This is a genomic window from Sinomonas halotolerans, assembly GCF_039615075.1.
In the GTDB taxonomy this organism is placed as follows: Bacteria; Actinomycetota; Actinomycetes; order Actinomycetales; family Micrococcaceae; genus Sinomonas; species Sinomonas halotolerans.
The window spans coordinates 35775-56198 of record NZ_JBDFRB010000015.1 but is presented as its reverse complement, the minus strand read 5'-3'; the positions used below and the strand labels follow the sequence as shown (position 1 = coordinate 56198).

Here is a 20424-nt window from a genome sequence, read left to right as displayed (position 1 = left end):
AAGACTGGCAAGGGGTTACCGGCCGTCTTCCGCGCCGAGGCCCCGCGGGGGCGTCTCAGGTGCCCGCGAAGGGCTCCAGGAGCGCGTCGATCCGCGGGAGCACGAACGTGGGCTGCCGCTCTGGCGGCAGGAGCGCAGCCATCTCGGCCGTGCTCTCGCCGGTGAGGACGAGGGCGGAGTCGATGCCGGCGTCCGCCGCCATCGCGATGTCCGTGTGCAGGCGGTCGCCGACCATGAGGCAGGACTCCCCGGGCAGGCCGAGGAGGTCCAGCGCCGTCCGCAGCATGAGCGCGGACGGCTTGCCCACGTTCACCTCGCAGGTCACGCCGGTGCTCGCCTCGATCGCCGCGATCACCGCGGCGGCGTCCGGCTCCCCGCGCCCCTCGGGCATCGGGCAGTAGGCGTCCGGGTTGGTGGCGACGAGCCTCGCACGCCGGTGCTGCCAGAGTGCGTCGAAGGCGATCTGCAGCTTCCGGTAGTCGAAGCCGCGGTCGTAGCTGGCCACGACGACGTCGATCTCCCGCGGGTCCTCGCTCAGCCTCAGCCCCGCGTCCAGGATGGCGCGGCGCAGCGGCTCCTCGCCGATGACGAACACCGAGGCGCCCGGCATCTCCCTGCTCAGCCACGCGGACATCGTCACCACCGGGTTGACCACGCGGTCCGGCGAGGTCGGCAGCCCGAGGCCCGTGAGCTTGTCCGCGTACATCTGGGGGTCACGCGTGGGGTTGTTGGAGAGGAAGAGCGTCTCCCTGCCCTCGCGGCGGAGCCCTGTGATGAGCTCGTACGCCCCGGGCAGGAGCTCGTTGCCGAGGTACACCGTGCCGTCGAGGTCGAAGAGGTAGCCGTCGTAGGCCCGGAGGGGCCTGGAGATCAGGGAATCGAGGGCTGCACTGGTCATCGGACTGCCTCCGCAAGCTTGGCGAACACGGCACGGTTGGCCGGGTAGATGTCCCTGTAGACGTCGTAGAGCCGCTCGTAGGCTGCAGCGGCGGCACCGGGCTCATAGGAGACGCCCGTGCCGCTCATGGCCTTCGCCGCGGAGGGGATCGACTCGTGGATCCCGACGGCGGCCGCGGCCAGCATGCCGGCCCCGAGGCACGTGCTCTCGGGCTCGCGCACCACGGAGACGCTGCGCTGCATGACGTCCGCGATGATCTGGCACCACACCGGGCTCCGCGACCCGCCGCCCAGCGCCACGACCTCGGCCACGGGCTCGGACAGCGCCGTCTCCGCGCCGGTGGTCAGGAGCCGCTGCTCGAAGGCGAGGCCCTCGAGCAGGGCCCGGTACACATGCGCCTTGCCGTGCACCCCAGTGAGGCCCACGAGCATGCCGCGCGCGTTGTGGTCCCAGTACGGTGTGAGCGCGCCCGTCCAGTACGGGAGCGCCAGCAGGCCGTCCGAGCCCGGCGGCAGGTTGGCCGCGGCGGTCTCGAGGACCTGCTCGGGGCTCAGCCCGAGGCCGAGGGCCTTGGAGTCGATCCCGGAGAACCTCTCGACGAACCAGGTCAGGTTGATCGTGCCGCCGCCGATGAACGTCTCGAGCGTGTAGGCGCCGGGGACCGCGGCCGAGAGGGTGCGGTACTCCCGGGCATGGGAGTAGTGGGCCGAGAACGTGCCGGAGACGATCCCGCTGCCGAGGTTGAGGTAGGCGCGGCCCCCGGTCGTCGCACCGGCGCCGAGCTGCGCGCACTGCCCATCTCCCGCCCCGGCCACGACGGCGACCGCCGCCGGGAGCCCGAGGCGCGCTGCGGCGTCGTCGGTCAGATGGCCCAGCACGCTCCCCGGCGCGCGCAGCTCGCTGAGGTTCCCGCGCTCGAGGCCGACGGCGGCGAGGAGGCCGTCGTCGTAGTCGAAGGTGGACATGTCCACGAGCCCGAGCGGGTCTGCCGAGGCCCACGAGGTGAGCCACGTGCCCGTGAGCCGGTGGACGAGGAAGCCGTGCACGTCCACGACCTTGCCGAGGCGCGCGATGGTGTCCGGCTCGTTCTGCGCGAGCCAGTGGAGCTTGTACCAGGCAGGGGTCGGATTGGCGGGCTTGCCCGTGATCCGGTGGACCTCGTCGGTCCCGTGCCGCTGCACCTCGTCGGTGGCACGCGTGTCGAGCCACAGCATGGCCGGGCGCAGGGGCGTGCCGGCGTCGTCGAGGCACACGAAGCTCTCGCGCTGGTGGGTGATGCAGATGGCGCCGATCCGCGAGGCGTCAACGGTCTGCGCGGCCCGGCGGATGGCGTCGGCGGAGGCGCTCCACCAATCCTCGGCGTTCTGCTCGCCCCAGCCCGGGCGGGGCTGGCTCAGGTCGAACGCGCAGCGGGCCTGCGAGAGGACCTCGCCGCGTGCGTCCCACACGACCGCCTTCGCGGCCGTGGTGGAGCAGTCGACGCCGATCACGTAGTCGCGTCGCATGTCCTTCAGTCCTTCCTGCTCTCGGCTGCGGGAACCGCCTGTGCGGCGCTCGCGGCGCGGGCGGCCCCCGCAGCCCGGCCAAGGACTTCATCGACGTCGGCGGGCGTCCACCACCCCAGGACGGTCAGGAGGTCGACGACGGTGAAGCGGTTGCGCATGAGCGCGCAGTTCTCGACGGCCCAGCGGGCGAGGCCGGAGTCCACGCTCGGGTCGAGGTCCGCCGGGGTCGCCGCGGAGCCGGCGTCGCGCAGCGCCCGCGCGATGGACGCCGCCGGGCGCAGGAGGCCTCGGAGCTCTTCCCGGTGCTCGGCCCAGCCCTCGACGAGGGCCTGGACGCGGTCCCGGTTCGCCTCGATCGCTGCGAGCTTGGCCGAGTAGTCCTTCCAGCACTCGTCGGCGACGCGGAGGCTCGGGTCCACGCGCTCGAATGCGGCCAGCACGCGCCGCCGGGCCTCGTCCCGGTCCAGGGCGGCCTCGGAGAGCTGCGGGGCGGCGCCCCCGTCCAGGCGGTCGAACAGCATCTCCCACGCGCTCGCGGCGATGACCGCCCCAGCGCCCACCTGGGCGCCGTGGAGGCCCATGGGAAGGCCGTTCTCGGTGTGGTACTGGTCCAGCATGTGGCTGATGAGGTGCTCGACGCCGGAGAGCACCGCGGTGGTGCCCGCGACCCCGGTCACGATGCCGCGGAGGGCGAGGGCCCGCGCGAGCGAGGCGACGGCACCGGCCTCGCCCTCGCGGACGCCGGGCGCCCAGCTCTCGAGGTCTTCGCCGACCGTGCCGAGCAGGCGCACGGCGTTGGGCTTGAAGGTCGTGTCCGTCCCCACAAGGGAGGCGAGGCGCCAGTCCGCCGGCGCGACGAGCATCGACGTCATCTCCCCGAAGCCCGCCCGGTTCATGGAGTCCGGCGCCTCGGCGATCACGCCCGTGTCCGCGACCACGGCGTCAGGCCAGCACGAGGGCACGGTGCGCTTGACGCCGTCGCGCAGCACCACGGAGACGTCGTCCGTGAACCCGTCCACCGAGGCCGCGGTCTGCACCGTGACCAGCACCGGAGGCACAGCGCCCTCCCCCGCCCGCTGGACGGCCACCTTCGCGATGTCGCTGATGGTCCCGCCGCCGACCGCGACGACAGCGGCACGGCCCTCGGCGGCGCGCGCCGCCTCGTCCATGACGCTGTCCACGACGTGCAGCTCCGCGTGCCCATCGTCGAGCACCGTGCGGACGACGTCGAAGCGCTCCGCCAGCCGCGTCTCCACGAGGGCCTTGACGTCCTCGCCGCGGCGCGAGATCAGCGTGCGGTCGACGAGGAGCAGGACGCTCGGCCGGGTGGCGTCCTGACGGCTCTGGCCGAGCAGCTCGTCCACCGTCGCGGTCACGGCGGCGAGCGCCTCGGGGCCGATCACGAGCCGTCGGAGCCCGCAGGGGGCGAGGGTGCCGTCCGGGTCGGCGTCGCTGATCAGGGCCTCGATCGGCTCGACGGCGTAGGCGTTCGCGGGCATGGGGGTCCTCTCTCGTGCCGCCGGGGAGATGCCGACGGCGCAGGGCTCGCCGCCATGGGCGGGCCGGGTCAGGTGCGGCGGGTCAGGTGTGGCGGGCGCGGCTGGCCCGGTCCGTCAGCACGGCGACGATGATCGCGATGCCGATCACCACCGGCTGGAGGTTGGGCGAGACGTTCAGCAGGGACATGCCGTTGTTCAGCACACCGATGATGAGCAGGCCGATGAACGTGTTGAGCATGCCGCCGGAGCCGCCGGACAGGCTCGCCCCGCCGATCACGACGACCGCTATGACGTTCAGGAGGTCTGCCGTGCCCGCTGTGGGCTGGGCCGAGTCGAGCCGGGACCCGACGATCACGCCCGCGAGTGCCGCGAGGAATCCGGCCACGACGTAGACGCCGATCTTGATGCGGGTCACGTTCAGGCCCGAGAGGCGGGCCACCTCGGCGTTGCCGCCGATCGCGTAGAGGGCGCGGCCGGAGGGGCGGAAGCGGAGCCAGTACGCCGCGAGGAGGTAGGTGCCGACCAGGATGATCGCCTCGAGGGGGATCCCCAGGATGTCCTCGCTCGTGATGGCGAGGTACCACTCCGGGAAGCCGTTGATCGGGTTGCCGTTCGTGAGGTACAGCGCGAGGCCCGCGGCGGCGGACATCGTGGCGAGGGTCGCGACGAAGGGCTGGATGCGCCCGTAGGTCGAGAGCACGCCGTTGACGAAGCCCACCCCCGCGCCCACGAGGAGCCCTACGACCACGCACAGCTCGAACGGCAGCCCGGCCGAGCGGTACAGCCACGCGCTCGTCATGAGCGAGAGCGCGAGGGTGGATCCGACGGACAGGTCGATCCCGCCGATGAGGATCACGAGGGCCGCGCCGACGGCCATGATCCCGATGTCCGCGTTCTGGGTGACGATGTTCGAGAGGTTGCGGCCCGTGAGGAAGTACGGGGACAGCACGGAGAACACGATCATGACGGCGATGAGGCCGAGCAGCGGCCCCGGCACCGCCCGGAACGCCTTGGCCGCAATGCCGGCCACTCCCCCGCCGCCGGCGCCCCGGCCCCGGACCGGGACGGTCTGGGCGTTTGCTGCGGTCGCATCCCCGTGGGCCGAGGACCTCTGCTTGACGGCACGATCCGTTGTGGTTCGCATGGCTGCTGCTCTTTCTACTGCTGGGGGACGAGGGGTGACGGCGACGGGTCGGCCGAGTGCACGGCCAGGGACATGACACTCTCCGGGGTGGCCTCTCCGCGGCGGAGGATCCCGCGCTGGCGGCCCCTCGACATCACGAGGACCCTGTGGGAGAGGCCGAGCACCTCGTCGAGCTCGGACGAGACGACGATGACCGCCATCCCCTCCGCCGCGAGGGAGCGGATGATCTCGTAGATCGCCATCTTGGCGCCGACGTCGACGCCGCGGGTGGGCTCGTCGATGATGAGGACCTTCGGGTCCTTGACGAGCCACTTGCCGATGAGGACCTTCTGCTGGTTGCCGCCGGACATCGACTTGACGGGGAGCGCCATGTTCCCGCGGACGTCGAGGCGCTGCGCCTGGACCGCAGCGACCTTGCGGATCGCCTTGTGGGTGAGCGGGCCCTTGCGGGCCATGTCCCGCTCCCACGGGAGCGTGACGTTCTCCTCCGCCGAGCGGTCCAGGTTGAGGCCCTGGCCCTTGCGGTCCTCCGGGACCATGACGATCCCTGCCCGGATGGCCGCCTGGGGGCTCGTGCACGGAAGCCGGCGCCCTTCGAGGAACACCTCCCCGGAGTCGGGGCGGTCCACGCCGGCGATGGCCCGGACCACCTCGGTCCGGCCTGCGCCGACGAGGCCCGCGATCCCGAGCACCTCTCCCGCGGCGAGCTCGAAGCTGATGTCCGCGAACGCGCCGCGCCGGCCGAGGCCCCGCACCTCGAGCACCGTGGAGTCACGGCTCGGCTGGGGCGGGACGTGCTCGTACGTGAACTCGCGCCCGACCATCGCGTTGATGATCTTCTCCTTGTCCACGGCTCCGGAATTCCACGACTGGACGCGGGAGCCGTCCCGCAGGCACACGATCTCGTCAGCGACCTCACGGACCTCGTCGAGGCGGTGGGAGATGTAGACGACGCCGGCCCCGGCCGCCCGGAGCGAACGGATCCGCTCCAGGACGTGCTCGGTCTCGGAATCGCCGAGGGACGCCGACGGCTCGTCGAAGACGACGTACCGCGGCTTGCGGCTCAGGGCCTTGGCGATCTCGATCTCCTGCTGCATGGCCATCGAGAGGCCGCGGACCTGGCGGCGGACGTCGAGGTCCACGCCCAGCGAGTCGAGGACGGCCCTCGACTCACGGCGGACGAGGTCCCAGTCCACCCGGCCGGCCCGGCGGGGCAGGCGGCCGAGGAAGATGTTCTCGGCCACCGAGAGGTCCTGGATGAGGCGCGTCTCCTGGTGGATGAGCGCCACTCCCTGCCGGAGGGCCTCGGCGGGGCTCGACGGCGAGTACTCCTCGCCGTCGAGCCGCATGCTGCCGCCGTCCGGCTTGACCACGCCGGTGATGATCGAGCTGAGCGTGGACTTCCCGGCGCCGTTCTCGCCCACGAGGCCGACGACGCTGCCCGGCAGGACCCGGAAGTCCACGGACTTCAGGACCGTCACCCCCGCGTAGGCCTTGACCAGGCCCGTGCCCTCGAGGCCGGAAGAGGCTGGCTGTGTCGTCATGGCTGGGCTCACTTGAAGGACTGGGCGTCCGGGCCGTAGAAGTCCTCGACCTTGTGCTTGGTGACGGTCTCCTTGTTGATCAGCACCGTGTCCTGGTACTGCTCCTTCGGGATGTCATCGCCCTTGCCCTCCATGAGCGCCACGGCGTTGCGCACCGCGAGCTGGCCCATCATGTACGGCTGCTGCGCCATGGTGGCCTGGGTCAGGCCGCTCGCCACACCGTCGAACATGGTCGGGAAGCCGTCGATGCCCACCGAGAAGATCTTCTTGCCGGAGGCCTTGGCCGCCTTCGAGGCGCCGAGGGACATCGCGTCGCTCTCGCCGAAGACCGCCTTGAGGTTGGGGTGCGCGGTGAGGATGTTCTGGGTGGCCTTGTACGCCTCGGTCTCGTCCCAGTTGGCCGTCTCCTCGGCGACCACCTTGATCTCGGGCGTCTCCTTGAGGGCCTTCTGGCAGCCCTCGGTGCGCTGGATCTCGGCGGTGGAGCCGAGCACGCCGTGGAGGATGGCGATCTCGCCCTTCTTGCCGATCTGCTCGAACATCCAGGTGCACAGCTCGTAGGCGGCCTTGACGCTGTCCGTCGCGATGTAGGTGGCGAGCTCGCCCTGGCCTGACTCGGGGCGCTGGTCGACGGCGACCACGGGGACGTCCGCCTCGTTGGCCGCGCGCACGCCGGCTGCTGCCGCGGTGGAGTCCTGCGAGGTGAAGATGAGCGCGCCGATCTGCTTGGTCAGGAGGTCGTTGACCTGCTTGACCTGCGCCGAGGAGTCGTTGTTGGCGGAGGTGATGTTGACCTCGTAGCCGAGCTTCTTGGCCTCGTCCTTGATGCCCGCGACCTCGGCGACGTAGAAGAGCGACTTCTGGTCCGCGACGGAGACGCCGATGACCTTCTTGCCGGCCCCGGCCGATCCGCCGCCGCCATCGCTGCCGCAGGCCGCCAGCGAGAGTGCCGCGAGGCCGGCCAGGACTGCGCCGCCGAGCCGTACCGCCATACGTGAAGCCATCTTCGTCTCCTTTGTGCGTGATGACTGAGGGGTAGAGGGGGTCTACCGCAAGTCTTGCGCATCTTTATTCGGATGCTCAATTCCTATGCACCGATAGTGCGACGCAGCTCACACGCTTGTCAAGCAGCCCGCCCCGTTTCGGGTACAGATCCCGACGGCAAGACGGGGTCTCGGGTACGCAAGCACCGACGACCGGGCTTCCTTTGGGCCGGAAACGCCTGAGGGCCGCCTCCTGCCGGTCGATGCCAGATGGCAAAGACCGGGAGGAGGCGGCCCTCAGACGGGACGCCTCAGAGGTGGTCCCTCAGACGGGACGCCTCATGCGGGACGCTTGGGAGGGGAGCCGGGGCGCGGCGTCAGGCCTTCTTCGGAATGAATGCCACGGCGGCCGCCGCGAGGAGGCCGATCGCCGCGAAGATGATGAAGTTCCACTGGAACGGCAGTTGGGCCGCGCCGATGACGCCGCCGATCATCGGGCCGGTGATCGCGCCGATGCGGGCGAACGAGAGCGCCCAGCCCGTCGCGGTCCCCCGCGCGTGCGCGGGGTAGTAGTCTGCGACCCAGCCCGTGAGGACCAGAGAGGTCGAGATCGAGCCGATGCCCGCGAGCGCCACGAAGACGTAGTTCACGAGCAGGCTGCCCGGGAACATGAGCATCAGGATGCCGGCCGCCCCGAGCGCGTAGAACGTGACGAGCACGGCCTTCTTGCCGTACCGGTCCGCGATCCGGCCGATCACGAGGCCGCCGATCGCGGAGGCGAGGGAGAAGACGAGCAGGAAGGTCAGCGAGGAGCCGAGGTCGTATCCGGCCTTCTTCATGATGGCCGGCAGCCAGGTGTTGAGGCCGTACACGAGGAGCAGCCCGCAGAAGAGCGAGATCCAGAAGCAGACGGTGGCCACGCCGTACTGGCGGGAGAACATCGAGGACAGCACGCTCTTCCACGACGCCCCGGCCTCCTTGCCGGGGGCTGCCTTCGGCGCCCAGTCCTCGGGCACGAAGGGCGTGATGCCGAGCCTGCCCGCGAGCGCCTCCGCCTTCTCGCGCCTGCCCTTCGCCATGAGGTACTCGATCGACTCGGGGACCATGGCCATGATGAGCGGGAGAATCAGGATCGGCGCGGCGCCGAAGCCCACCACCCAGCGCCAGCCCAGAGTGGGCAGGAAGGCGAGGGCGCACAGGGCCGCGGCCACGATGCCGAGCGAGTAGCCCGAGTACATGAGGCCGTAGTTGAAGGAGCGCTTGTTGGGGGCCGAGTACTCGATGGTGAGGGCGGCCGCGACGGGGATGATTCCGCCCATGCCGAGCCCGCCGATCAGGCGGAACAGGCCGAACAGCTCCGGGGTGGGCGCGAGCGCCGCCCCGAGCTGCGTGAGGGTGAAGATCGCCATGGACACCGCGAGCATGCGGCGGCGCCCGAACAGGTCCGAGAGCGTGCCGATGCACATCGCCCCGATGAGCATGCCCACGAGGGCATAGGAGCCGAGCCCGCCGAGCTGGAGCGGCGTGAGGTTCCAAGGTCCGTAGTCGGCGAGGGCGGGCAGCACCGCGCCGAGCACGCCCACGTCGTATCCTTCGGCGAGGATGGCGAGCCAGCAGCAGAACAGCACGAGGCGCGTGGTGCGCTGGGGTACTGGCCATGCGGTCTGGGTGCTGGAGAGTGTTGACGACGGCGCTGCGGCCATGGGCGGTCTCCTTGGTGAACGGATGTTGTGACGTGCGTCACGACTTGAACATATGCGAGTCCTTGACGGCCGTCAATGAAACCGCATAAATGGAACCACTGCCCGGGACGAAGGAGCCACAGCATGAACGCACAGCCCACAGCAGGCTCAACGGTCGCCGAGGTCGTCGCCCAGACCCTCGCCGAGCTCGGCGCAGGCCACTGCTTCGGAGTGGTGGGCTCCGGGAACTTCGCGGTCACGAACGCCCTCGTGGCCCATGGCGTCCCCTTCACCCCCACGCGCCACGAAGGCGGCGCCGCCACCATGGCGGACGCCTACGCGCGCATGTCGGGCAGGGTCGGGCTCGTCTCGGTCCACCAGGGCTGCGGGCTCACGAACGCCGCGACGGGAATCGGCGAGGCCGCCAAGTCCCGCACGCCGCTCATCGTGCTCGCCGCCGAGGCAGCCGGCGCGTCCGTCCACTCCAACTTTGCCATGGACCAGGCCTCCCTCGCTCGCAGCTTCGGCGCGGTCGCCGAGCGCGTGCACTCCGCCGCCTCGGCTGTCGCGGACACCGTGCGCGCCTTCCGCACCGCGCTCGAGGGCCGCCGCACGGTGGTCCTCAACCTTCCGCTCGACGTCCAGTCCCAGCCCGCGCCCAGCACAGTGCACACAGCGCACGACGCCGGGCACTCGCCGTCGTCCGCCCGCCCGCCGCAGCGCCTCTCACCGCCGGCACCCGTGCGCCCCGCCGAGGAGAGCGTGCGCGAGCTCGCGGCGCTCATCGCGGGCGCGCAGCGGCCCGTGTTCGTGGCCGGGCGCGGCGGTCGCGGGGCACGCAAGGAGATCCTCGCCCTCGCCGAGCATGCGGGGGCGCTCGTCGCGACCTCCGCCGTCGCGAAGGGGCTCTTCGCGGGCGAGCCGTTCAGCCTCGGGATCTCCGGCGGGTTCTCCTCGCCCACGAGCGCGGAGCTCATCGCCGGCGCGGACCTCATCGTGGCGTTCGGCTGCGCCCTGAACATGTGGACCATGCGGCAGGGCCATCTCATCGGCGAGGGCGCCGCCGTCGTGCAGGTGGACCTCGACCACGCCGCGCTCGGCGCGCACCGGCCGGTGACCCTCGGCGTCGTCGGGGACTCCGGCGCGACGGCGGCCGCCGTCCTCGAGGCGCTCGGCGCCGGCTTGGGCGCCACTGGCACGGGCGCTGCCCGCACGGGCTACCGCACAGAGGAGGTCCGCGAGCGCATCGCGGCGTCCTCGCGCTGGCAGGACGTGCTCACCGAGGACCTCTCGGGGCCCGGCGCGGACGGCCTCGAGCGGATCGACCCTCGCGAGCTGACCCGGCGCCTCGACGCGCTGCTGCCCGCGGAGCGGATCGTGGCCGTGGACTCCGGCAACTTCATGGGCTACCCGAGCCAGTACCTCGACGTCCCGGACGAGTTCGGGTTCTGCTTCACGCAGGCGTTCCAGTCGATCGGCCTCGGGCTCGCGACGGCGATCGGCGCCGCGCTCGCCCAGCCGGGACGCCTGCCGGTCCTCGGCACGGGCGACGGCGGCTTCCTCATGGGCATCGCCGAGCTCGAGACGGCGGTGCGGCTCCGGCTCCCACTCGTGTGCATCGTGTACAACGACGCCGCGTACGGGGCGGAGGTGCACCACTTCGGGGCAGATGATCCGGGCGCGGACCTCTCCACCGTGACGTTCCCGGACACGGACATCGCGGCCCTCGCGCGGGGCTTCGGCTGCGAGGCCGCGACCGTGCGGACCCTTGCGGACCTCTCGGCCGTGGAGCGGTGGCTCGCGTCCGGCGACGGCCGGCCGGACCGGCCCCTCGTCCTGGACGCGAAGATCGCCTCCGACGGCGGCGCCTGGTGGCTGCACGAGGCGTTCAAGGGCCACTGATCCTTCTCCACACCCCCGACTCCCTCTCGTCCCCCCACTCGTCTCCCCCCACCCGTTTCGGGTACAGATAATGCCCCCGAAAAGCCGTTTCGGGTACAGATAATGCCCCCGAAAAGCCGTTTCGGGTACAGATAATCCACCCAGAAAGCCGTTTCGGGTACAGCCGCCCATCGCCCGGGCCCGGCCGTTGCGCCCTGTCGAAAGGCGCTGCGCCGCGGGCGGTCCTGGAAGGGTTCAAGATGCCCTTTTCCGGGGAAGATCCCCATAGTCCTCCGGGAAACCGGCCGGACCGCCGACAGCATCATGGAGGGCGAGACCGATGAGCAGCGAATACCGCGAACCCCACGGCGAACGCCGCGGGAGGCACGATCGGGACTGGAACGAAGGTACAGACCGCGAACGGCACCTCGACCGCGAGCGCGACCCAGAGCGCGACTGGGACGGGGACCGCGAGCGGGATGTAGACCGCGACTGGGACGGGGACCGCGCGGCCGTGTCCGCAGAGCAGAGGCGGCGCTTCGGCGGGGTGAAGCCCGGCGCCGCATTCTTCGGGTGGCTCACTGCCACCGGGATGTCTGTGCTCCTGACCGCCCTGGTCAGCGCGGCCGGCGCCGGCCTCGGGGTCGCGACGCAGACGGATGCGCAGGATCTGGCGGGACAGGCGGCACAGAACGTGGGCATCGCCGGAGCTGTGGCCGTGGCCGTGATCCTGTTCGTGGCGTACTACTGCGGGGGCTACGTGGCCGGGCGCATGGCGCGGTTCAACGGCATCAAGCAGGGCATCGCCGTGTGGGTATGGGCCGTGGTCTTCGCCATTCTCTTCGCGGTCCTCGTCATGGTGGCCGGGAGCCAGTTCAATGTCCTCTCGACTCTGAACAGCTTCCCCAGGATCCCCGTGGACGAGGGCACGCTGACCACTGGAGGGGTCATCGTCCTCGCGGTCGCCGCGGTCATCACGCTCGCCGCCGCCGCGCTGGGCGGGCGGGCAGGGACGCGGTACCACCGCAGGATCGACCGGGCGCCGCTCGAGGGCTGAGCGCCGCCGGCCTCGGCCCCTTCTGCCGCACGCCCCGGATGCGGGAGGCGGCAATCGGAAGGGGCATGGAAAGGAGGGCCCGCGCGACGAACGTTGTCGCGCGGGCCCTCCGCCGTGTCCAAGGGTCAGCCCCCGACGTCTGCCCCCGCCGTCACGAGGCCTTGGCCGGCGCGGGCGCGTCGATGCCGAGCCGGCGCCGGTCCCGCTGCTGGTTGACGAAGAGCAGGGACAGGACGCCGAATGCCAGCAGGAGCCCTCCTGCGAGCGCGAACGACGCCGAGTATCCGGCTGCGGGGGTCGTCGCGGCGCCGATGAGGAACCCGGACACGGCCGGGGCGAAGACGCCGCCAGAGGTCAGCACCGCGTTGGCGATCGAGAGGTTGGCGCCGCGCTGGCCGACCGTGGTCAGCTCGGCGACGATGAGGTAGCTCAGGGCGAACAGGGCTGGCGCGGTGCCGAAGCCGAACACCATGAGCCCGACGGCGAGCGCCGGCTCCTGCACCGACGAGGCGAGGAGGAGGGAGCCGCCCGAGAAGACGGCCGCGCCGCCGAGGACCCAGGCGCGCGCCTTGCGGGTTGCGACCCCGCGGAGGTGGAGGCGCTGGCTGAGGGCGCTGAGGCCCACCGTCGCGATGGCGCCCCAGGCTGCGGGAAGGGCGATGAGGCTCCCGGCCTGCTGGCCGCTGAGGCCGAGGACATTCTGGAAGTAGGCCGGCCCCCAGGACATCGCGAGGGTGAAGGTCCAGTACCCGAAGAAGGACGTGAGGACCGCGAAGATCCAGCTCGGCGAGAGGATGGTGCGCCAGTAGGAGACACGGGTCTCTGCGGACGGGGCAGACGGCACGGCCGCGCTGCCCGCCCCGGCCCCGGGGGCACCGGCCCCGTGGGGACCATCGAGCTCGCGCTCAGCTGCCCGGCTCGTGTACGGGCCCTCCTTCCCGACCACGAGCCAGTAGGCCGCGAAGACGAGGCCGACGACGGCGAGCAGGGCGAAGGCGGACCGCCAGCCGTACGAGGTGATCACCCAGGCGAGGACAGGGGCGAACGCGACGATGCCGAGCGTGACTCCCGAGGAGGCCAGCGCGGCCGGGGTGGCGCCCTTCTTCTCGGGGAACCACTTGTAGATGCCGTGCATGAGCACGGGGGCGAGCGGACCCTCGCCGGCGCCGAGGAGAAGGCGGCTCGCCCACAGCGCCGGGAGGGACGCGAAGAGCAGGATGGGGGCCTGCGCGAGGGACCAGAGGAGGCAGAGGACCAGGAGGATCCATCGGCTCTGGACCTTGTTCGCCAAAGGCGCGGCCACGAGCTGCGCGACCCCGAAGGTGAAGAACATGGCACTGCTCACGAGGCCGAACGCCTCCGGGGTGACGCCCAGCTCCTTCATGATCGGGACGGCGGCGATGCCGAGGACGGCCTTGTCCGCCCAGCTGAGCATCATGAGGAACAGCAGGGACAGGGTGATGAGCCAGCCGTAGCGGCGGCGCTTCTCGTAGGACCAGGTGGCCGGGTCCTTCGAGGAGGCCGGCAGCACCCGGGATGGCGTGGGATCAGCGAGCTGGGTCATGGATCTACTCCTTTGTAGAACCGGCTCCCGCCGCGGCGGAGACCTTGAGGGGGATGGAGGTGAAGAAGTGGAGGGTGTTGTGCAGCTCTGGCACGGGGTCGCCGTCGAGCTCGAGGGTGGCGGCGCGCGCCACGAGGGCCTTGAGGACCAGTTCGATCTCGAGGCGGGCGATGGGCTGGCCGATGCACTGGTGCAGGCCCATGCCGAAGGCGACGTGTCCGGTCGCGTTGCGGTCCAGGTCGAAATCCGACGCCGTGTCGCCCCACCGCCGGGGGTCGCGGTTGGCGGCGCCGAGGAAGAGCAGGATCTTGGAGTCGGCCGGTATGCGAACCCCGGCGAGCTCGGTGTCCACGGTGGCCGTCCGGTGGAACATCTGGAACGGCGACTCGAGGCGGAGTGCCTCGTCGACGGCGAACTTCACGAGGTGCGGCTCACGGCGCAGACGGGCCCACTGCTCCGGCTGGCGGGCGAGGGACAGGAGTGTGTTGCCGATCCCGGCGACTGTCGTGTCCACCCCGGCGGAGAGGAGGGCGCGGACCAGCAGCGAGGCCTCCTGGTCGGAGATGTTCCCGAGATCGGCCTGCTCCCAGATCTTCTCGCCGAAGCCTCCGGGCATGAGGCTCCCGCGGGCGCAGGCCCACTCGACCCACGCGGCCACGGACTCGGCCCCGGCGAAGGCCCGCTCGTAGATCTCGTTGCGGGGCCCGAAGGCGTTGAAGGCCATACTGCCGTAGGGCAGGAGGTTCTCACGGCCGGAGTCGGGGATGCCCACCGCGTCGGGGAACACGCGCAGGGGGTACACCTGCGCGAGGTCCGTCACGCCGTCGAATGCGCCGCGGGCCACGAGCGATTCGGCGAGCGTCTCCGCCGGCGGCGCGAAGCCCGCCGCGAGGTCGCGGACGGAGCCGGGGTGGATGACCTTGGAGAGGCCGCGCCGCATCGCCGTGTGCGTGGGCGGGTCCGACTCGAGGATGCCCGCAGGGCGCCATTCGGACTGCTTGCGGATGTCTGTGGGGCCCACGCCGCCCGAGGAGCAGTAGGTCTCGAAGTCCATGAGGACCTCGTGGACCGGCTCGAAGTGCGTGACGGCGTAGACGCCGTACTTCTCGAGGTAGACCACGGGACCGGCCTCGCGGAGGGCCTCGTGCAGGGAATAGCGGCCCACGAGGTTCTCGGGGGTGAAGGGGTCCGCGTCGAGGACCGGGGCCTCGCGGTGGGTCAGAAGCGACATCGTGTTCTCCGTGGGTCTCAGAGGTCGAGGGTGAGGCGGCTGCAGCCGGCGGCGGCGCGGGAGACGCAGACCATCATCGTGGCGCTGCGGGCCTTGTCCTCCGCGCTGAGGATGGCGTCACGGTGGTCCACCTCGCCCGCGAGGACGGGGATCTCGCACGTGCCGCAGACCCCCTGGCGGCACGAGGAGAGGACGCGGACCCCGGCCTCCTCGACGGCATCGAGGACAGTGCGGTCGGCGGCGACCTCGAGGACCTCGCCGGTGCGCGCCAGCTCGACCTCGAACGGACCGGCCGATCCGCCTGCGCCCGGGGCCGCCGCAAAGCGCTCGAGGTGGAGGGCCCCTGCCGGCCAACCGAGGCAGTAGTCCTCGATGGCGTCCAGGAGCCGCTGCGGTCCGCACGCGTAGACGAGGGTGAGCGCCCGTGGCACGCCGAGGAGGGCCTCGAGGTCCAGCCGGCCGGATTCCTCCGACGGGAACAGGAGGACCCGCTCGGGGCCGTAGGCCTCGAGGAGCTCGTGCGCGAAGGCCATGGTGGCGAGGCTGCGGCCACCGTAGGCAAGGCGCCACTCCTTGCCCGCCTCCTCGGCGGCCTCGATCATTGCGAGCATGGGGGTGATCCCGATGCCGCCGGCGATGAAGAGGTACTTCCGCGAGGGCGCGAGCGAGAAGTTGTTGCGGGGACCGCCGACGACGACGCACGTCCCGACGGTCAGCTCGCCGTGGACGTAGGCGGAGCCTCCGCGGGACCCGGGCTCGCGCAGGACGGCGATCTCGAGGCTGCCCCGGTTCGCCGGGGAGGAACAGATCGAGTACTGGCGGGTGTGCCCGGGAAGGTGGAGGTCGATGTGGGCGCCGGCCTCCCACGCGGGGAACTGCCCGCCGTCGGCGGGGCGCAGCGTGAGGTGGGCGACGCCGTCGGCGGCCTCGCGGCGGTCGACGACGAGCGCGTCCAGGGTCGCGGAGACGGGGACGGGGTGCTCCACGTCGGCCTCGGCCTGTGCCGTCATCGTGGTGTCCTTTCCTTGAGCGGCGAGGGGGTGATCTCCGTCACCGCGCTTCCTGCCCTCGACCTTAAGTCCGCAGGGTGCTTCGGATCACGCTGTCCTTACCGCTGGATGGAAAGGATGCGGCCGCCGGGCTCCTCAGGCCCGGACGCGCCTCACTCCCCCGCGCCCAGAGCCCGCCCGATCGCCTTCGCAGCGACCTGGAGCGCGGGCAGCGTCCGCTGGACAGGAGGCGGGGTGGCCCCGATGCCGACGGCTCCCAGGGCCGCGATGACGCGCCCGCCCATGCCGAAAACGGGCACGGCCAGGCCCGATGTGCCCAGAGCGTGCTCCTCGACGGTCGTGGCATACCCCTGCTCGCGGACCCTGACGATCTCGCGCTGCAGACGTGCCGGTTCGGTGATGCTGTAGCGCGTCTCCTGCCTGAGCTCGCCGAAGGCCAGCTCGAGGACGGGCACGGGAGCATACGCGAGGAGGACCTTGCCGCCGGCGCTCGTGTGCAGGGGAAGGCGCTCCCCCACCCGCGCGACGGGCTGCCCCACGGCGGTGCCCGCGATGCGCTCGAGGACGAGTGCATGGGCTCCCTCGAGGACGAAGAGGTTCACGACGTGCCGGGTCGCGAAGAGCACGTCGTGCATGTACGGCGCCGCAACCTCGCGCAGGCCCTTCTGGACGGGCGCGAGCATGCCGAGCATCCACAGGCGGTGCCCGATCTGGTACCGGCCGTCGGTCGTCTTCGCCAGGGCGCCCCAGTCCGTGAGCTCGCCGAGGAGCCGGTGGCATGTGGCGACCGGCGTACCGGACCGCCGCGCGATCTCGGACAGGCCGAGGACGGGATGCTCCTGGTCGAACGCGGCCAGGACGTTGAGCGCGCGTGATGTGACCGACTGCCCGGAGGCCTTCGTATGCCCTGCCACTGCACCACCTCATGCCGGAGAGGCGCCCTGCACGTGCTGGGCGCCTCTTCCACGATAGACCTGCCAGACGGCCCCGGTCCCCGGGTCTGCTCAGCTGCCCGCCGGCACGCGCGCGGGGGTGAACCGCTGGCCCGGCTGGGCCACCGTGACGGGGCCGGAGAACTCCTCCGCCACCCCGGCGGCCCACTCCTCGTCGGTGGCGACGCCGGCGAGATGGGAGAGGACCACGCGCCCGACGCCGGCCGCCCGCGCCACGCGCCCGACGCCGGCGGGCGTGGTGTGGGAGATCTGCTGGTGGTTGAGGAACTCGGGCGAGAAGTCCCCGGCCGCGAAATAGGCGAGGTTGACGGCTTCATGGACGAGCAGGTCCGAGCCTGCAGCGAGCGTCGCGACGTTCCGGCACTCGGCGGTGTCGCCCGAGATGACGACGGAGCCGTAGCGGGTGTCGAACCGGAACGCGAAGGCCGGGAACACGGGCGGGTGCTCGACGAGGATGGCGGTGACCGTCACGTGCTCGTCCGCGTACACCTCGAAGGGCCGCATGTGCGGCGTGTGCTCGGGCCCGCCGTCGACGGCGTCGGCCGGCAGCCCGATGTCGACCGCCCGGACGATCCGGCGCAGGTCGGGACGGCCCTCGTCCGTGATGCGGATGCCGATGTCGTAGTCGAAGGCCGCGAGGAGGTGCGAGACCATCTCGCTCGTCTGCGGGCCTGGCCCGTACACGGGAAGGTCCGTCGAGAAGCCGTCGACTGGCCTGCCCCAGTTCCAGAGCAGGTAGGCGGGGAGCTCGCCGACGTGGTCCGAGTGGAGGTGGGTGATGAACGCGGCGCGGAGGTCCTTGCCGCGCAGGCCGGCGGCGTGGGCCTGCCGCGTGCAGCCGAGGCCGAAGTCGACGAGGTAGTGCACGCCGTCGACCACGATCGCGGTCGCGATGCCGGGAGCGCCGCTGCGGATGGCGGGCCCGGCAGCGGTGCCCAGGGTGATGACCTCGAGGCCGGCGGTGGTGGTGTTCACGGGGGTCATGGCGTCCTCAGGTCAGCGGGCCGGGCTGGCCGCGGGGGCCGGGCTGGGGGCGGGAGCGTGGGCGCGGGCGTTGACGGTGCGCAGCTCGAGGTATGGTTCGAGCCCGACCGGCCCCCGCTCGCGGCCCACTCCGGAGGCCTTCCAGCCGCCGAACGGGGCGTCGAGCTCCACCTGGGTGTGCTGGTTGATCCACACGGTGCCGGCCTCGATGCGACCGGCCAGGTCCTCGGCGCGGCCGAGGTCCGGGGTCCAGAGGGAGGCGCCGAGACCGAACTCCTGCGCGTTGAGCCGGTCGAGGAGATCGTCGAGGTCGGTGTAGGCGACGACGGGCAGGGCCGCGCCGAACTGCTCCTGCGCGACGAGGGCACTGTCGAAGCCGGCGCCTGCCACGACGGTCGGCTCGAGGAAGTGCCCGGGCAGCGACGCGCCCCGGCCCCCGCCCCCCGCGAGCCGCGCCCCGCCGTCGAGCGCCTCCCGCACGAGGCCCTGGACCAGCTCGAGCTGGGAGCGGCTGTGCATCGGGCCCATCGTCGTGCCGTCCGCGACGCCGTGGCCGACGACGAGCTTCGCCGCCTCCGCCGTGATTGCCTCGACGAGCTCTGCCTCGCGCTCGGCGGGGACGAAGACCCGCTTGACAGCCATGCACACCTGGCCGGCGTTGCGGAACGCCGACCCGACGATCCCCGCGGCCGTGAACGCGGCATCCGCGTCCGGCAGGACGATCGCAGGGTCGTTTCCGCCGAGCTCAAGGGTGACCCGCTTGACCGTGGGCGCGGCCTGCGCGGCGATCGCGGCGCCGACCTCGGTCGAGCCGGTGAAGGAGATCTTGCGCACCCGCGGGTGTTCGCTGAGTGCGCGGTTGACGGCACGGCGGCCCGTGAGCCACTGGACGACGCCGTCTGGGACGAACCCCACGACAGCCTCCACGAGCGCGATCGTGGACAGCGGGGTGGTCGGGGACGGCTTCGCGATGACGGTGCAGCCGGCCGCGAGGGCGGGGGCAAGCTTGACGCTCAGGAGCGAGATCGGGAAGTTCCACGGCGTGATGGCGGCGACGACGCCGACCGGCCGCCGCTGGACCGTGAGGCTCCGGCCGCCGCGCTCGGGCAGGGACTCCTGCTCGTCCCACTCCAGGTCCGCGTAGTAGTCGAACACGTCAGCGGCCACGAGGACCTCGCCGACGGCCTCGCGAAGCACCTTGCCCTGCTCGAGGGAGAGCGTGCGGCCGATCCCGGGGGCCTTGGCGCGGAGCGCCGCGGCGGCGCCGCGGAGCGCGGCACGGCGGGCCTCGCGATCGGCGGCCCACGCCGGGCCGGCGGCGACGGCGCGCTGGACCGCGAGGTCGACGTCGGCCTCGTCGTGCAGCGGGGCCGAACCCACCGGCTCGAGCGTGGCGGGGTCGAACACCTCGTAGGTCGTGGTCATGCGAAGTCCCTTTCGGTGTCGGTACTGGCTCCCAGCGTGGCGCCGGACGGAGGCCTGGACAACGGCCCTTCTCCATCCAGTGGAAAGGCCCCGTTGCCGGCCGGGCCTGCGGGGCCAAGAGTGGTGGGAGACACATCAGCCCACCCTTCAGCAGGAGGATCCATGCAGCCGGACTTCGCCGGACGGACCATCGTCGTCACGGGAGCGGCCTCAGGCATCGGCGCCGCAACGGCCGCCGCCCTGGCCCAGCGGGGGGCCCGTGTGATCGGCGTGGACCGCAACGTGCCCGACGGCGCGGCGGACTTCGTGCGCGCCGACCTCTCGACGTCGGCGGGCGCCGCGGCCGCGGCCGCGGAGGTCCTCGCGCTCTCGCCAGCGCTCGACGGGGTCGCCAACATCGCAGGCGTGCCCGGCACCGCCCCGTGGAAGACCGTCCTGGGCGTGAACGTGCTGGGCCTGCGCGCCTTCACGGCGGCGCTGCTCCCGGCGATCGGACCGGGCGGCTTCGTGACCAACCTCGCCTCGAACGTCGCCGACGGCTGGGCCGAGCGCGCCCCGCAGGTCCACGAGTTCCTGGACCGAGGGGACGACGCCGACGCGCTCGCCTCGGTCGAGGGCGACGCCGAGGTGACGGGCAACTCCTACCGCTTCTCGAAGGAGTGCGTACGGGTCCTCACCCAGGTCCAGGCCGCCTCGTCCCTCGGGCGGGTCCGGGTGAACTCGGTGAGCCCCGGCCCCGTCAGCACGCCCATCCTCGAGGACTTCAAACGCGATCACGGCACGGCCAAGGTCGAGGGCGCCATGAGCCTCACAGGCGGCGCAGCGACCCCCGAGGCCGTCGCCGACGTCGTCGTCTTCCTCGCCTCCGAGGGGGCCCGCTGGGTCAGCGGCAGCGACATCCGTGTGGACGGCGGGCTCGGTGCGCACCGCCACGTCCAGGCAGCGCGCCAGCCCGCCTGAGCGTAGATCGGCATCCAGCGGCCTCGCGAGGCGCCGGCTCCCTCGGGCGGCCTCAGGCCTCCTCGGCCGGCGGCTGCGGACCCGGGGTGCTCCGGCAGCGCGGA

16 protein-coding genes are annotated in these 20424 nt (G+C 71.8%); 3 read left to right on the top strand and 13 right to left on the bottom strand.

Annotated features, from left to right (window positions below):
• Positions 1-55: 55 nt before the first annotated feature.
• The 7 genes from ABCQ75_RS13920 to ABCQ75_RS13890 form a co-directional block, all read right to left on the bottom strand.
• Entirely contained in the window at positions 56-898 is an 843-nt protein-coding gene (locus ABCQ75_RS13920; protein ID WP_345886099.1) for an HAD-IIA family hydrolase, read from the bottom strand.
• Complete coding sequence (locus ABCQ75_RS13915; RefSeq protein ID WP_345886098.1) at positions 895-2403, bottom strand: xylulokinase; 1509 nt, start codon at positions 2401-2403, stop codon at positions 895-897. The genes ABCQ75_RS13920 and ABCQ75_RS13915 overlap by 4 nt, the downstream gene beginning before the upstream one ends.
• 5 nt (positions 2404-2408) lie before the next feature.
• The gene (locus ABCQ75_RS13910) at positions 2409-3902 is read right to left on the bottom strand and encodes an iron-containing alcohol dehydrogenase (protein WP_345886097.1); all 1494 of its coding nucleotides are present in this window, start codon (positions 3900-3902) and stop codon (positions 2409-2411) included.
• Between the two features lie 82 nt (positions 3903-3984).
• A complete protein-coding gene (locus ABCQ75_RS13905; protein WP_345886096.1) occupies positions 3985-5046 on the bottom strand; it encodes an ABC transporter permease in 1062 nt (353 codons plus the stop codon).
• Between the two features lie 14 nt (positions 5047-5060).
• Positions 5061-6590, bottom strand: coding sequence for a sugar ABC transporter ATP-binding protein (locus tag ABCQ75_RS13900; protein WP_345886095.1), 1530 nt, complete (start codon positions 6588-6590; stop codon positions 5061-5063).
• Positions 6591-6598: 8 nt separating this feature from the next.
• Positions 6599-7594: a substrate-binding domain-containing protein gene (locus ABCQ75_RS13895; RefSeq protein WP_345886094.1), complete on the bottom strand. Its 996-nt coding sequence runs from the start codon at positions 7592-7594 to the stop codon at positions 6599-6601.
• 356 nt (positions 7595-7950) lie between these two features.
• Entirely contained in the window at positions 7951-9276 is a 1326-nt protein-coding gene (locus ABCQ75_RS13890; protein WP_345886093.1) for an MFS transporter, read from the bottom strand.
• Between the two features lie 123 nt (positions 9277-9399).
• Between ABCQ75_RS13890 and ABCQ75_RS13885 the strand changes: the two genes are divergently transcribed.
• Together ABCQ75_RS13885 and ABCQ75_RS13880 are read left to right on the top strand one after the other, a co-directional pair.
• Positions 9400-11157 (top strand): thiamine pyrophosphate-binding protein, encoded by a 1758-nt coding sequence (locus tag ABCQ75_RS13885; RefSeq protein WP_345886092.1) that lies wholly within the window; start codon positions 9400-9402, stop codon positions 11155-11157.
• Between the two features lie 319 nt (positions 11158-11476).
• Complete coding sequence (locus ABCQ75_RS13880; RefSeq protein ID WP_345886091.1) at positions 11477-12193, top strand: YrzE family protein; 717 nt, start codon at positions 11477-11479, stop codon at positions 12191-12193.
• Between the two features lie 151 nt (positions 12194-12344).
• Here ABCQ75_RS13880 and ABCQ75_RS13875 read toward each other — a convergent pair whose 3' ends face one another.
• The 6 genes from ABCQ75_RS13875 to ABCQ75_RS13850 form a co-directional block, all read right to left on the bottom strand.
• A complete protein-coding gene (locus ABCQ75_RS13875; RefSeq protein WP_345886090.1) occupies positions 12345-13757 on the bottom strand; it encodes an MFS transporter in 1413 nt (470 codons plus the stop codon).
• A 4-nt stretch (positions 13758-13761) separates the two neighbouring features.
• Positions 13762-14988 (bottom strand): cytochrome P450, encoded by a 1227-nt coding sequence (locus ABCQ75_RS13870; protein ID WP_345886089.1) that lies wholly within the window; start codon positions 14986-14988, stop codon positions 13762-13764.
• Between the two features lie 17 nt (positions 14989-15005).
• A complete protein-coding gene (locus ABCQ75_RS13865; RefSeq protein WP_345886087.1) occupies positions 15006-15998 on the bottom strand; it encodes a PDR/VanB family oxidoreductase in 993 nt (330 codons plus the stop codon).
• A 152-nt stretch (positions 15999-16150) separates the two neighbouring features.
• Complete coding sequence (locus ABCQ75_RS13860) at positions 16151-16912, bottom strand: IclR family transcriptional regulator (RefSeq protein WP_345886086.1); 762 nt, start codon at positions 16910-16912, stop codon at positions 16151-16153.
• A 90-nt stretch (positions 16913-17002) separates the two neighbouring features.
• Positions 17003-17935, bottom strand: coding sequence for an MBL fold metallo-hydrolase (locus ABCQ75_RS13855; protein WP_345886084.1), 933 nt, complete (start codon positions 17933-17935; stop codon positions 17003-17005).
• A 12-nt stretch (positions 17936-17947) separates the two neighbouring features.
• Complete coding sequence (locus tag ABCQ75_RS13850; RefSeq protein WP_345886083.1) at positions 17948-19360, bottom strand: aldehyde dehydrogenase family protein; 1413 nt, start codon at positions 19358-19360, stop codon at positions 17948-17950.
• A gap of 162 nt (positions 19361-19522) precedes the next feature.
• Between ABCQ75_RS13850 and ABCQ75_RS13845 the strand changes: the two genes are divergently transcribed.
• Entirely contained in the window at positions 19523-20320 is a 798-nt protein-coding gene (locus ABCQ75_RS13845; protein ID WP_345886081.1) for an SDR family oxidoreductase, read from the top strand.
• The last annotated feature ends 104 nt before the right edge of the window (positions 20321-20424 follow it).

Coding starts and splice junctions, on each gene's coding strand:
- ABCQ75_RS13850 (WP_345886083.1), bottom strand. CDS start 19,360: ATGACCACGACCTACGAGGTGTTCGACCCCGCCACGCTCGAGCCGGTG.
- ABCQ75_RS13895 (WP_345886094.1), bottom strand. CDS start 7,594: ATGGCTTCACGTATGGCGGTACGGCTCGGCGGCGCAGTCCTGGCCGGC.
- ABCQ75_RS13915 (WP_345886098.1), bottom strand. CDS start 2,403: ATGCGACGCGACTACGTGATCGGCGTCGACTGCTCCACCACGGCCGCG.
- ABCQ75_RS13900 (WP_345886095.1), bottom strand. CDS start 6,590: ATGACGACACAGCCAGCCTCTTCCGGCCTCGAGGGCACGGGCCTGGTC.
- ABCQ75_RS13875 (WP_345886090.1), bottom strand. CDS start 13,757: ATGACCCAGCTCGCTGATCCCACGCCATCCCGGGTGCTGCCGGCCTCC.
- ABCQ75_RS13845 (WP_345886081.1), top strand. CDS start 19,523: ATGCAGCCGGACTTCGCCGGACGGACCATCGTCGTCACGGGAGCGGCC.
- ABCQ75_RS13905 (WP_345886096.1), bottom strand. CDS start 5,046: ATGCGAACCACAACGGATCGTGCCGTCAAGCAGAGGTCCTCGGCCCAC.
- ABCQ75_RS13920 (WP_345886099.1), bottom strand. CDS start 898: ATGACCAGTGCAGCCCTCGATTCCCTGATCTCCAGGCCCCTCCGGGCC.
- ABCQ75_RS13855 (WP_345886084.1), bottom strand. CDS start 17,935: ATGACCCCCGTGAACACCACCACCGCCGGCCTCGAGGTCATCACCCTG.
- ABCQ75_RS13890 (WP_345886093.1), bottom strand. CDS start 9,276: ATGGCCGCAGCGCCGTCGTCAACACTCTCCAGCACCCAGACCGCATGG.
- ABCQ75_RS13880 (WP_345886091.1), top strand. CDS start 11,477: ATGAGCAGCGAATACCGCGAACCCCACGGCGAACGCCGCGGGAGGCAC.
- ABCQ75_RS13885 (WP_345886092.1), top strand. CDS start 9,400: ATGAACGCACAGCCCACAGCAGGCTCAACGGTCGCCGAGGTCGTCGCC.
- ABCQ75_RS13910 (WP_345886097.1), bottom strand. CDS start 3,902: ATGCCCGCGAACGCCTACGCCGTCGAGCCGATCGAGGCCCTGATCAGC.
- ABCQ75_RS13870 (WP_345886089.1), bottom strand. CDS start 14,988: ATGTCGCTTCTGACCCACCGCGAGGCCCCGGTCCTCGACGCGGACCCC.
- ABCQ75_RS13865 (WP_345886087.1), bottom strand. CDS start 15,998: ATGACGGCACAGGCCGAGGCCGACGTGGAGCACCCCGTCCCCGTCTCC.